We start from the raw sequence: 12311 nt of genomic DNA, 5'->3' as shown, positions 1-12311 counted from the left end.
AAATACAAGTAGGTGGCGATCGCGCAAACGATCCAAGCTTAAGACAATGGTCGGGGGATTCTAGAGGTTTTGGCAACACTGTCAACAATAGAGCAACGTAAACTTTTATCAAAAGAAATTTTCATTTCCAGCGTAAACTAGGCTGGAGCAAAAAGGCCAAGGGGAAAGCTTTCCAGCAAATTCATGCTGCTACTGTCACACAGAAGTAAGACGATCTAAGCAAAATTAGTAAAGTTGGTCAGGGGATTCTAGAGGTTTTGGTCAAGGGATTCTAGAGATTTTGGCAACAATCAGTCATGAGTTCTAAAAGCCAGATTACTCAACGCACAGGGGTTCCGGGATGTCAAACTAGCAAAATACTAAGTTGACCCGATGCGATCGTGTTGACAACTTTACTGGTTAATCAAGGCAAGACCATTGGCAACAAACTCACCAGCTATACTGATGAGGTTTTACAAGGATGTTGACCAGCCTCCGTGAAGCCATGCCCATGAGTGCAGCAAATCGCGAAGAAGATAAGCATTCTTACAGCGCAACAGTCATCCTAGAGGAGAGCAGCGCTGCACTTAGTCCCCACGCCATTGTGGAGATTAGCACGGCACCAGAGTACGCCGAGAAACTACGTCAGGGCAAATCATTCCTCAACCTGGTATTAGTCAACGTGGCGACTGGTATCAACCAGCATCGATTGCGCCAAACCCGTTCTAAGAGTAAAGGCACCAGTGACTTAATCAACCTCTACAACGAAACTGAAAAAATCGGCGCATTACAAAAGCCAGCGATCGCTCGTTTAGAGAAACTATTCAGAGCTATTTTGAAACAAGAAGAGTTCTGGAGCCAAAGAGCCAATTGGATTCTAACTCGACTAGAGCAATGGAAAGTAGACAGACGCATGCCAGTAGATTGCTCAATCCCAGGCATGTTATCTGTAGAGGCAGACCCCACTTTACCTGAAGAAGAAGCTTGGCAAGAATCAATCGTTATCAGTGCCTGTGCTTTCTATACGGCGAGTGAGTGGCTAGGCAACCTTGACCTATCTGGATTCTCAGTTGATGAGGTTGAAAAACTCCTAGGAATTCGCTCAACCGATGAGTTCGTGGCTAACCCAGCTCTATTTCAAGGGCGAGAGATCGAACAAGTAGCCACTGGTTATCCAATTCTGACAGGAGCGCAAGCACTAATCAACAATCAGTGGGAGGATGGAGAATATCCCTACTGGAAAAAGCTGGTTGGAGAAGGGTTTATTCAGCACAATATTGTTCGTCAGAGTCCATCAAGCCGCCAGATCGAGCTAGTTCCAGGCAAAGCTGCATGGGAGATCATTCAGCAGTTTGGTCCGGAGGCTGCCTATGTGCTGCTGATTTTCTCGTCCTACGCCACAGATTCAGAGCAACCTTGGGAACAGCAAATTCGGCTGAGAGGAACCGACTTAATCAAGTTGTTCGGTTGGGATAAACGCACAGATATTACTTTAGGACAAAAGCTCAAGAAGATCAGCCACTTAGTCGAACTAGTTTGTAGCCTATCGGTACTCATTAGCAACATCAACGTGGGCGCAAATCGCTATAACGTGGCGCGCGGACCGATGTGGATGTTGGAAGAACTAGAATGTGTCGGGCAGTTGGCACTCACAGTCGATACCGAACAGCCTGGCTCTCTCCAATATGAAGCAGGAGAACCTGACGAGCTATACATTAAAGTCCGCCCTGGTAGCTGGACGGAGAAATTTCTCAATGCCAAGGATTTTAGTGGTGGCAAGCAAGCGCTTTGTCAGTACGGATATTTAGCCAAAAGCACGTTGCAGATCAATCCTTATCGTCAACGCTTAGCTTCTAAACTAGCTATCTTTCTAACCATCATGAGTCGGATTCGTTGTGATGGTCGTTACGAAGTCGGAACACTGCTAGAACGATTGGAACCCAAAGAGCTGATGATGGCGCTCCAAACCAATAAGCAGCGGCGCAATGCATTGATTAGCCAGTGGAATCATGCGTTGCTGACGCTTCATGAGCTAGGCTGGCAAATTGAGTTTGATCCAGAAACATATCCAGACTGTATCAGACCAGAATGGGGTATCGATAAAAATTCTAAGCAGGCTAAAGTACGTCCCCGCAACTGGTTAGCGATTTGGCTCAAGGCGATCGTCATCATCCAGCCAACGATTCTAATTCAGGAAAAACTAGGGGCAGTCCTAGGCTCAGATGCAACTTCAGAATCTGAACCTTTTACGCCAATTCAGCAGGCCTTAGAACGCTCAAAAGCCCTAACAAGCGCAGATTTATCGATCGCTTTAGATAATCTAGGTTGGTCTAAAGCCCAACTAGCCAAGAAACTGGGGGTCGATCGCTCCCTAATTACGCGGTGGATTAAGGGAGAGCGATCGATTCAACCAAAACACCAAAACCAAATTCGTACACTTCTGAAACTTTAGTAGGTACGCAAGAACGAACTGAAAGCGGCTCTATAAATTTCCCTGCCACTGTTCTAGCTTGCGTTGCTTGTTGAGCAGTTGCATCGTTTCCCAATACGGGCGTTTGTTGGCAATTTGACGGTTCAATAGCTCAATCTTGCGGGCAGCACCGGGGCTAGGCGATCGCCCTTCAGGATGTTGGCAGATATAGCAGGATTTATGTTTCCATTGTCCTTCTTTGCTGCTCCATACCTCACAATTGAACCAATATTCAATGTAAGTGTCGATCGCACCACTGTCTCGTTCTTTCACCACCCGCTTCTCTTGCTTCCACCCCACGGCTACCGCAGAAGTTGGTCCTAGCGGATCGGATAGCTTGCTATCCACTAGGACTAAAGCATCAATTTCTGCGCGTGATACAACGGAACGTTGGTATAAGTACAGAAGCAGGTAAAGTGCCAGCTTTTTTTGATCGTCACTAGAAAGTTGATCGACCAAGGCGATCGCTTCTGATAAAGCAGGCGAGAAGTTTTGGGAATTATCCACTAGGACAAGCTCACTTGTTATAACCAATCTATCGGAAGTTGCTGGGCTTTCAAAAATGGATATGTGCTTATCCTAGCGGATAGACCTGTAATTCTTTCTAAACTAAAAAGAGAGCGATCGCTACTCCTCCACATAAAGCAAATCTTTTGGGTCCAAATCCATCCGCTCACCTCTGGGGTTTTTGCCACTGACCCACAGGCGACCAGCATTCGTGAACACTCGCTCAATAGCCATTTCTTCACCCTGTAAGAGCCATCCCCGCCTATTTTCCGCTGACCCGTTTGCAGATTGAGTGTTGACAAAAGCTTTAACTCTAAAACCAATGTTGTACAAGTCTACAAACACTACCCCATTGACAAACGCAATTTCCTTTAGTTTTATCCGCATAGCGATCGCTTCCTATTAGTTTTCAGTGGAGCCTTTTATCTAAGAGCTTTGCAACCATTTCTGCGCGGGACGAAACCTCAAGCTTACGGAACATTCGTTTTAGAGCTTGCTTTACAGAGTTTTCCGTAATCCAAAGTTGATGACCAATTTCTGCATTGGTTTGTCCCAACGCCACCAGTTCTGCAATCTGCAACTCACGGGGTGTTAAATGTTGGCGTAGCTTTCCTGGAGATGTGCTGTTGAGTGATTGGTGCTGCAATATAATGCCAGGTGCCTCCACGGTTGCCACCCAAGTTGATAAGTGTAAGCAGATGGCACTCAAATCAACTAGATCTTCGCTATTAAACGCAGACATTGTTTGTTCACGAGTACAACCGACTGTGCCTACAATTTGACCCTGATTAATAATTGGCCCCGCCATCACATGCCAGTGATCAGGACGAGGACAGATTAATTTCCACGTCTTGGGAGTTGTGACTAAGCCTTCATGAATGGGAGCATGCCGCTCTGCTAGATACCGAGCTACAGGATTCAGCTCGGTGGACAGGGCAATTTTCAGGATTTTCTGAAGATTGCGATCGCTGAAGCGTTTTTGATCGAAGAAAAAGATGGCAGATCGCTTCGCGGCAAAATATTCACCGATCTTAGGGGCAATGTGCAAGCGGAGAGCAGATTTGCTAGGGGTTTGGCGGATCGTTTCAAACAGAAGCCCTAAGGAACTTGCCATAAGTGAAGGGGACTAAGTGTACCCGATCGAGGTCTAGAAACGCTAAAGCACTCAGCCTATGTTAGCCATAATCTCAACAGCAATTCAGCATTGCTTGATGATCAGTAGAACGAGCAAGTTTAAGAAGTAAAAATGACCCAAACTGCCATCTTCAATCCATTCTTTGCAACCATGTTTTTAACCTTACTAGTCTGGGTGTATATGTATGTTCGTCGGATTAGCTTCATCAATAGTCAGAAACTCCGCCCGAAGGAACTCGCTGCACCTGGTGTACTGGCGCAGATTTCACCACCCAGCGTCTCCAGTCCATCAGATAACCTAAAAAATCTATTTGAGATTCCGGTACTTTTCTATGCGCTCGTTCTATATCTTTTCGTCACACAGCAAGTTGATGCAGTGTACTTAAACGCTGCATGGATTTTTGTTGGATTCCGCGTATTGCATAGCATTGTCCACTGTACATTCAATCTCATTATGCTTCGGTTCTATCTCTACCTATTTTCCACGCTTGCAGTGTGGTTTATTGCTTTCCGCGCAGCCTTTATCCACTTTGGTACATAGAGTTTCTTGGGCGTTGCAACCCTCATCACCATGACATAAACCTGTCGGTCATCGACGAATGTTAGCCACCCGCAGTTGAAAGCGGTCAGAAGGAGCAACGGTTAGTCCCCGCCGTATGGGTCGAATGGGCTTGGTGTTAACAATCGCCATCTCTAGATGCGATACCAACTCAAATAACACCAACTTCATCTCAAACAAGGCAAAGGCTGCTCCAATACAGCGGCGATCGCCTCCGCCAAAGGGAAAGTACTCGTAAGGAGAAAACTGCCGCTCCAAAAACCGCTCTGGTCTAAACTGCTTCGGTTCTGGGTAAACCTCTGGTCGGTGATGTGCCAGATAAATCGAGGGCATGACCAGGGTACCGGGTTCGAGAGCATAGCCTGCAATCTCCAGCGGTTGCTTCACCACCCGAGGAAACGCACTGAGAGCGATTGGATAGAGCCGCAAGGTTTCTTGACACACGGCGCTAAGATAGGGCAACCGCGCGATCGCCATCGAATCAGGACTGGGTTGCAATCCCTCTATTTCTGCGAGCAGCTTGCTACGCACTTCCGGCAAGGAGGCAATCCAGTACAAAGCCCAAGCAAGGGCTGAGGCTGTGGTTTCGTGCCCCGCAAATAAGAGCGTGATCAGTTCATCTCGCAGTTCGACCTCGCTCAGCGGTTGCCCTTCCGAGTCACGGGCTGCCATGAGTAAGGCCAAGATATCCGTTCGCCCCACCTCCGCCTGACTCCGGCGATCGGCAATCTCAGCATAAAGCAGGTCATCCACTTGTTGACGAAGCCGTAAAAACCGCCCCCAAGGACTCCATCTTCCCCAGTCCTGCTGCAAGAACGGATAGAACAGGAACATCGCTCCGAAGGGAGAACCAAAACCATCAAGCATTTGAGTCAGCGCTTGCTGCAACTGGTCATAACGTGGCCCGCCGTTGAGACCAAATACAGCTCTAAGAATCACCTGCAAAGAAATTGACTGCATTGCAGGCCGCACGGCAAATGTGGTGCCTACCCTCCACGGGCTCCTCACTTGAGTAGTAATATCCTGAATGATTTGAGCATAGGAGCGCATGCGATCGCCATGAAAGGGAGGCATCAAGAGCTGGCGCTGACGTTGGTGAGCTTGGCCTTCCAGCAAGACTATGCCATGCTTACCGAGAAGGACTCTAAGGATCTGATTGCCTCCTCCAGCACTCAGTTGCTCTGGTTTGGCGGTGAAAATAGCTTCCAGCGCTTCGGGGGTGCTGAAATAGACTAAGGCGGGTTTGGTGTCTGGAGGAGAGACGCGATAGTCATCGCCATACGCTTGAGTGCGAGCTTCTAAGGTTTCTAGCGGGCGAAACAGAAAGCGTAGACCCCAGAGGCGACGTTGCCAGAGGGAAGGGTTAGTAGGACCATTCAGGAGCCGTGGAGAGGTGTCAGCCATGATGAAGAGAGTAAGTACAGACTGAGATTGCAGTTAAAAGGTGCCACTTCATGTTAACTGGCAATCTGTGGGCAAGTCGGTGGCGATCGGGGTCTCAGGCGATCGCTCTAGGAGTTCTCACTGTAGATTCTCAGCAAGCACAAAAAAAGTAGTCCGGATAAGACTACTTGCGTGTTATTCAATCAAGGTTCTGACGACTTACATTAAAACCCTGGATTTATTAGGAAAAGTTGGGCTGCTTATACGCTAGGTTGAGTTCTGGAGACACTCGGCCCCTCAACTTCAGCGGACTTCACAAAGCCGAAGTAGAAAGCGATCGCAGCAGTAATGGCATCGAGCCAAACGTTATTGCCAAAAAGTGGAGCGAGTCCGAATAGAGTATTGGTAGAAGGAAACAGTCCTAAAACAACACTTGCTGCATAAAGGAGAGCAAAGATGCGATTAAACACAATCGCTCCAGTTAAACTTGTAGATGCAGCAATTCCCCAAATACCCACTAAAAGGCCGATGGCATTATGGAAATAGTTGGTTGGGAATACCCCAAATATATAGCCGAAGCCTGGTTCGGAGGTAAAGTTTGCAGAGGGAGAGACAAAAGCAGGCAAAAATCCAGCCAAGCCCAGTAATAAGAAGAGTAGACCCAGACTAAGGGCCGCATAACGAATTCCTGAAGCTGAAGTAGTTGATGTTTGCATGACAGTATTTTGGTTCTTAAAGGTTTTTGACGTGGAATCGAAACGTTAGACCTGGTTCGAGAGCAACCCAGACCGTTTATCACTAGCCCTTTGGGTTCTTAGTGAAGGACTACCGAACTAGGTGAAGTACATCCCGAAGTACGCTGTACCCGCCCAGATCCCAAAGCAAGTAGGCAACGAAACCAATCATGGCTAAACGGCCGTTCCATAACTCCTGCTGTGGGTTCCAGCCAAAGATCCAAGCATTGCGATCGGCACCGTTGTAAGCGGGAGCTACTGCAGGGACTTGGGCTGTATTGATGGTTGAAGTTTTCATAGTGAATCGCTCTCAATGAGACTATTTCGCTTCCATGTTATTGAGTTGATCTCTTGAAAGAGTCTGCCGTTGGGATTGGCTTCTGTCTATGTCTCAGGATTGGCTAAGGATTCGGAGCACCAACGTAGGAGGGGCGCGATCGCGAGTTTGGCGGCAAATTTTAGCGGATGTCTTAATCCAGAACTTATCGCACTTCAGGAGGAGGAAGGAGCCGCTTATGGAGCTGCAATATTAGCGATGGTTGAGGTGGGTGCCTATCCTAACTTGACGACTGCACTTAAAATTGTGCTGCAAGAACAAAGTGTCGTCCAGCCACAAGCTAATGTTGTCTACAAAGAAGCGTTCCAGCGATATCCATTACTCTATGAAGCTCTCAAAGCCATCTGATGATCAGCAACCTACTCACAGAATTGTCATTGTTGGGGGTGGCTTTGGTGGTTTATATGCCGCTAAAGAACTAGGACGCTCTCAGCAATTCGATGTCACCCTAATTGACAAACGTAACTTCCATTTATTTCAACCGTTGCTTTACCAAGTCGCCACCGGAAAACTTTCTCCTGGCGACATTTCATCCCCCCTACGAGCTATCCTCAGCCGTCATCGTCAAGTTAAGGTTTTGATGGATGAAGTGCTAGACATTGATCCTCAACAGCACCAGGTGACTTTATCGAGTGGAACTTTACCCTACGACACTCTAATTGTCGCGACGGGTGTTAGCCACCATTACTTTGGGAACGAACAATGGGCAGACGTGGCACCAGGCCTCAAAACCATTGAGGACGCCCTGGAAATGCGCCGACGGATTTTTCTCGCCTTTGAAGCTGCTGAAAAAGAAACAGATCCCGAGAAACGGCGAGCTTGGTTGACGTTTGTGGTAGTCGGTGGGGGGCCAACGGGAGTAGAGTTGGCAGGAGCCTTGGCAGATTTGGCTTATACGGCACTGAAAGATGATTTTCGCAGCATTGATACGAAGGAGACTCGGATCTTATTGCTCGAAGGTGTCGATCGCGTGCTCCCACCTTATCCACCCGACCTTTCAGCTAAGGCTGCGCGATCGCTCGAAGATTTAGGCGTTGTCGTTGAAACCCAAACCTTGGTGACAAATATTACCACAGATGCCGTAACAGTTCGTCAAGGTGAGCAAACTCAGCAGATCCCAACCAAAACGGTGCTTTGGGCAGCAGGCGTTCGTGCTTCTAAGATGGGCACCGTGCTAGCGGAGCGGGCAGGTGCAGAACTCGATCGCGTGGGCCGAGTCATCGTCAATCCTGACTTAAGTTTGCCGGGAGAACCTGACATTTTTGTCGTCGGGGATCTGGCACATTACGCCCATCAAGATGATAAGCCGCTACCAGGCGTTGCTCCAGTAGCGATGCATGAAGGCGCTTATGTCGCTAAGTTGCTCCAACGTCGCTTGCAAGGAGAAGATTTGCCTCCCTTCCGCTATTCAGACGCGGGTAGCTTGGCGGTGATTGGTCATAATGCCGCTGTGGCCAACTTTGGTTGGTTGAAAATCTCAGGGTTCCCAGCTTGGCTGATTTGGGTCTTTGTTCACATCTACTATTTGATCGAGTTTGATAACAAGATGATCGTGATGATCCAATGGTTTTGGCACTACTTTACTCGCAAAGGTGGGGCTCGCCTCATTACCGGTGAGGAGGGCAAATTGAATGAGAGCGAGTTTACCGCAGAAGTAGAGCGCGATCGCACTTTAATCCGCTAAATTTTGGCAAGAATGGTCTGAGTTGCTGCTGCATTAGTAATCGCTTGCACTCCCACCGAGAAACGCCGCCAGCAGCCTTTAGCTAAAGAGGAAAAGCAGCATAATCAAGTTTTAGCTCGGCTGCGAGTGAGGGTGGAGCACGTGATTCGTCGCCTCAAGATCTTCCGCATTTTTTCAGGACGTTATCGCAATCGTAGAAGGCGGTTTGGCCTGCGCATAAACCTGATGGCTGGCTTGCTCAACTACGAACTGGCACACCCCTCATGATTCATGCAGGATGTCTTATGTTTGTCGAGCCCAAGAAGGGCGAAAAATGCGACGCAGACATAGCGATTTTTGGGTGGGTTTGTATGCCTAAGCCTGGTTAGGAGGGATAGACTTAGCTACTGGTTGGGTAGAGTCTTGGATGCAGCTTAGTGGCAATAAGCAATCCTATCTTCAGCGAGGTTTACACGCTGTTTCTCGCCTCCAGTCGTTGTTCTCGCCTTCTTGTTACCCCCTGAGGTCCAATGCCCTACGCCCAAGCCTAGCCTTTAGAATCACAGGCTTATGGCTAGGGTCATTCCACCTCGGCGTAAGCGCTCTGTCAGCACTTCACCTAAGCCAGTCGCAGGCGTCAGAATCCCGCCACGTGTCTGGCCACCTGGTAGTTCATCCATTTGCAAGGCTAGACTCAGAGCTGATTCACAGACAAATTTGACTGTGGCTCGATTGCCAGGGTCTCCCTGGTCTCGGATCAGCCCCCGCACTTTACGACCATCTGTCGCCGTCCCGACCAGTTCACAGGAGAACCACCCTTCATTCATCGTTTGCTCAGACGGGCCATCACCTGGTTGCGGTAAGAGCGGTTGCAGCAGCGATCGCGCTTGGGGTTGTTGCACAATGCCTGTAAATAGAGCCAAGCCAGCGGTAACACTCGTTGCTTTTAGCCACGAAAACGGTTCATCGAACTTGAGATACTCCTGATAGGTGAAGTCAGGTCCGTAAGGGGCTTGCCATTCCTCGTAGAGAGCCGCGCTGCGACGAACGATGCGGGTATTGACAGGTCCCATGACGAAGGGAGCAACCCAGGTGTTGAGGTCAGCAGCAAAGGAGGGGGTTTGGGGGTCACGATGGCGTTCAGCCTGAGCGGGAGGGGGAGAAGAAGTGTTGGGAGGATTCAGCAGGAAGGGATCATTCATCTGAGCGGCCCCGGCGGAATCATAAAGATGGAAAGCTGAGGCCAGCGTCCCCCCATTCAACCCCCCAGACACCTGGAAATAGGCATGCACCTGCTGACAAGGAACTCCTAGTTCTCGTTGTAGGTGCCGCACCACGAGGTAGTTCCCCAAGTCTGATGGCACGGAATCAAAGCCACAACAAGGAATGATGCGAGTGCCATCAGCAGCGGCTTGAGCTTGGTAGCGATCGATGAAGGTTTTGACCCAGGGTGTTTCTCCCGTAATATCGACGTAGTGCGTTCTGAAGCGAACGCAGGCATCCACGATGGCATTGCCATAGAGGGCAAAGGGGCCAGCCGTGGTCAAGAGTACTCGGGTTTGAGCAACCATGTCCGCGATCGCCGCTTCGTCCTGACCGTCGGCAACGAGCACATCGACGGTGGCACCGACTTCAGCACGAACGGCTTCCAGCTTCTGGCGGTTTCTCCCCGCGATCGCCCATCGTACTTCTTCCCCAGCCTGGTTGGCAAAGTATTGCACGGTCTGTTTGCCGACAAAACCACTGGCACCATAGAGGATGACATCATAGGGACGCTCAGACATCACAGAACCACTCCTAGGCACAGGCTGCACTGGCTACTATACTCTTTCCAGCGTTGGAGGTCACATGGCAACTTATCTCGTCACAGGGGCAAATCGGGGCATTGGTTACGAGTACTGTCGGCAACTGCAGGCTCGCGGCGATCGCGTCATTGCGGTTTGTCGCAGCACCTCTGAGGCATTACAGCAGTTGGGGGTGCAGGTGGAGGCGGGCATTGACATTACCTCAGACGCTTCTGTGGCAGACCTACAAAAGCGCCTAGGTGACGAGGTCATCGATGTCTTGATTCACAATGCAGGCATCATTCAGCGCGTAACGCTGGACAACCTGGATTTCGACAGCATCCGAGAACAGTTCGATGTGAATGCGCTGGGGCCTCTCCGAGTCACACAGGCACTGCTACCGCACCTGCAAGGGGGTTCCAAGATTGTGTTGATGACCAGTCGCATGGGTTCAATTGCGGACAACACCTCAGGCAGTTCCTATGGTTACCGCATGTCAAAGGTGGCGTTGTCGATGGCAGGTAAATCCCTGGCTCACGACCTCAAAGCCCGTGGCATTGCTGTGGCGATTCTGCATCCTGGCTTGGTGCAAACCCGGATGACCAACTTTACTACCAGTGGCATCACACCGGAGGAGTCGGTGCAGGGGTTGTTAGCTCGAATTGATCAGTTAACGCTGGAGAACACAGGCACGTTCTGGCACGCCAATGGAGAAGTGCTGCCTTGGTAATCACGCCGCTTTGATCTCACTCAAATCTCGGAGGCGATCGCAAGGCGTATCCCCCCAATATCCTCCTAGTCGGGGCTTTCTGTCTCCTTTGACATCCGGGTGTGAATCAAACAAATGGCAAAATAGCTGAAACACTGCTCAGCACGATGAACCAAGACTCAGATCTTGCACTAAGGCTTGAAAAGTAGGAGAAAAGGGCGTGAAACCAATATTCTGCAAGAACAATGGATATTCTTGCCCACGCCCAAGAACTAATCTATCACTTGCTCAATGGGATGCCGAGCTTCTATCAGCGTCAAAGCCTGTAAGCTTTGTTGGCGTTGTTTCTCAGAGCTCAAGGGGCACCCCTGCCAGAGCACAGTCAGATGAAATCCCCCAGCGCTCTCAGCCCCTTCCTCAATGTCTATACCTGGTCGGTGCGGGAAGTCATTCGTCGCTTGCGGAGGGCGGTGCGTCAGCAACTCCAGCAGTATGGTCCTTGGGGTCGGCGACCGCATCTCCAAGTGATTGTGGATTTGACGACGTTGGAGGGCATTGCTGAATCGTGGAATGAACTAAGCTGGAACAGGCACATCCCAAAATCTCAAGTAGTGAAGTAACAAGTGAATCGAGTGTCTCAGCCTTTCCTCGCTCTTGGAATAGCACAACGTCTTGCGATGCAGTCGAGCCAGATAGTGACGTAACCGAGTATTCTCTGACTCGACTCGGGTCATATAGGTTTTGCTGACAATCTGGTCACCCTCTGGAATGAAACCAGGATAAACACTCCATCCGTCAGTCACGTAGAAATAGCACTGCCATTGAGCAACAATCGCCCATAAGGGAGTCAACGTCTCGGCACTTTGGTCCCCTAACACCCACCCTAAAATTCCACAGGTGAAGTGGTCAACTGCGGTCCAGAGCCAGATTTTGTTTTTTGGCGTTGCTGAATAGGTAATGATTTAAGCTGAGAGAGGAATTGTTCGATACTTCAAATAATGCAGCAGCAACCGAAGTGAACACTTCAACATCTCAACTGATTTGGAGTAGCA

The 12311-nt window shown here is 49.5% G+C and carries 14 protein-coding genes and 2 pseudogenes; 7 read left to right on the top strand and 9 right to left on the bottom strand.

The features are described from left to right. Positions 1-460: 460 nt before the first annotated feature. The gene (locus NDA01_RS26305) at positions 461-2431 is read left to right on the top strand and encodes a helix-turn-helix domain-containing protein (RefSeq protein WP_348230312.1); all 1971 of its coding nucleotides are present in this window, start codon (positions 461-463) and stop codon (positions 2429-2431) included. A gap of 30 nt (positions 2432-2461) precedes the next feature. Here the strand turns inward: NDA01_RS26305 and NDA01_RS26300 are convergent, their stop codons facing one another. The 3 genes from NDA01_RS26300 to NDA01_RS26290 all read right to left on the bottom strand — a co-directional run bounded on the left by NDA01_RS26300 (position 2462) and on the right by NDA01_RS26290 (position 4070). Then, positions 2462-2956, bottom strand: a complete 495-nt coding sequence (locus NDA01_RS26300; protein ID WP_348230311.1) for a hypothetical protein — start codon at positions 2954-2956, stop codon at positions 2462-2464. Positions 2957-3076: 120 nt separating this feature from the next. Beyond that, complete coding sequence (locus tag NDA01_RS26295) at positions 3077-3343, bottom strand: hypothetical protein (protein ID WP_348230310.1); 267 nt, start codon at positions 3341-3343, stop codon at positions 3077-3079. Positions 3344-3365: 22 nt separating this feature from the next. Next, positions 3366-4070 carry a LuxR C-terminal-related transcriptional regulator gene (locus NDA01_RS26290; protein ID WP_348230309.1) on the bottom strand — a complete coding sequence of 235 codons (705 nt, stop codon included), beginning with the start codon at positions 4068-4070 and terminating at the stop codon, positions 3366-3368. 132 nt (positions 4071-4202) lie between these two features. Between NDA01_RS26290 and NDA01_RS26285 the strand changes: the two genes are divergently transcribed. Next, positions 4203-4631, top strand: a complete 429-nt coding sequence (locus NDA01_RS26285) for an MAPEG family protein (RefSeq protein WP_190553321.1) — start codon at positions 4203-4205, stop codon at positions 4629-4631. Positions 4632-4679: 48 nt separating this feature from the next. Here the strand turns inward: NDA01_RS26285 and NDA01_RS26280 are convergent, their stop codons facing one another. The 3 genes from NDA01_RS26280 to NDA01_RS26270 all read right to left on the bottom strand — a co-directional run bounded on the left by NDA01_RS26280 (position 4680) and on the right by NDA01_RS26270 (position 7064). Next, entirely contained in the window at positions 4680-6053 is a 1374-nt protein-coding gene (locus tag NDA01_RS26280) for a cytochrome P450 (RefSeq protein WP_348230308.1), read from the bottom strand. Positions 6054-6292: 239 nt separating this feature from the next. Continuing rightward, positions 6293-6748, bottom strand: coding sequence for a DUF4383 domain-containing protein (locus NDA01_RS26275; protein ID WP_190556948.1), 456 nt, complete (start codon positions 6746-6748; stop codon positions 6293-6295). A gap of 109 nt (positions 6749-6857) precedes the next feature. Next, positions 6858-7064 carry a chlorophyll a/b-binding protein gene (locus tag NDA01_RS26270; protein ID WP_190442941.1) on the bottom strand — a complete coding sequence of 69 codons (207 nt, stop codon included), beginning with the start codon at positions 7062-7064 and terminating at the stop codon, positions 6858-6860. 69 nt (positions 7065-7133) lie between these two features. On the opposite strand from NDA01_RS26270, the gene NDA01_RS26265 reads away from it, so the two are divergent. The 3 genes and pseudogenes from NDA01_RS26265 to NDA01_RS26255 form a co-directional block, all read left to right on the top strand. Beyond that, the gene (locus NDA01_RS26265) at positions 7134-7451 is read left to right on the top strand and encodes a hypothetical protein (protein ID WP_348230307.1); all 318 of its coding nucleotides are present in this window, start codon (positions 7134-7136) and stop codon (positions 7449-7451) included. Continuing rightward, positions 7429-8787 (top strand): NAD(P)/FAD-dependent oxidoreductase, encoded by a 1359-nt coding sequence (locus NDA01_RS26260; RefSeq protein ID WP_348230306.1) that lies wholly within the window; start codon positions 7429-7431, stop codon positions 8785-8787. The genes NDA01_RS26265 and NDA01_RS26260 overlap by 23 nt, the downstream gene beginning before the upstream one ends. 48 nt (positions 8788-8835) lie before the next feature. Further along, positions 8836-9054: pseudogene (locus tag NDA01_RS26255) on the top strand (transposase family protein); the annotation flags it as partial. A gap of 272 nt (positions 9055-9326) precedes the next feature. Here the strand turns inward: NDA01_RS26255 and NDA01_RS26250 are convergent. Further along, entirely contained in the window at positions 9327-10550 is a 1224-nt protein-coding gene (locus NDA01_RS26250; protein WP_348230305.1) for a saccharopine dehydrogenase family protein, read from the bottom strand. A 64-nt stretch (positions 10551-10614) separates the two neighbouring features. Between NDA01_RS26250 and NDA01_RS26245 the strand changes: the two genes are divergently transcribed. Then, the gene (locus tag NDA01_RS26245; protein ID WP_348230304.1) at positions 10615-11280 is read left to right on the top strand and encodes an SDR family oxidoreductase; all 666 of its coding nucleotides are present in this window, start codon (positions 10615-10617) and stop codon (positions 11278-11280) included. Here NDA01_RS26245 and NDA01_RS26240 read toward each other — a convergent pair whose 3' ends face one another. Continuing rightward, entirely contained in the window at positions 11281-11415 is a 135-nt protein-coding gene (locus tag NDA01_RS26240; RefSeq protein WP_348230303.1) for a hypothetical protein, read from the bottom strand. A 230-nt stretch (positions 11416-11645) separates the two neighbouring features. Between NDA01_RS26240 and NDA01_RS26235 the strand changes: the two genes are divergently transcribed. Continuing rightward, on the top strand, positions 11646-11879 hold the full coding sequence (locus NDA01_RS26235; protein ID WP_348230302.1) for a hypothetical protein: 234 nt from the start codon (positions 11646-11648) through the stop codon (positions 11877-11879). Here the strand turns inward: NDA01_RS26235 and NDA01_RS26230 are convergent. Then, positions 11835-12200: pseudogene (locus NDA01_RS26230) on the bottom strand (IS1 family transposase); the annotation flags it as partial. The gene NDA01_RS26235 and the pseudogene NDA01_RS26230 overlap by 45 nt on opposite strands. Positions 12201-12311 lie beyond the last annotated feature (111 nt).

It is taken from the genome of Trichocoleus desertorum AS-A10, assembly GCF_039962155.1.
GTDB lineage: Bacteria > Cyanobacteriota > Cyanobacteriia > FACHB-46 > FACHB-46 > Trichocoleus.
Note: the sequence above shows the minus strand (reverse complement) of the source record. Positions and strands in the feature narration are given on the sequence as shown.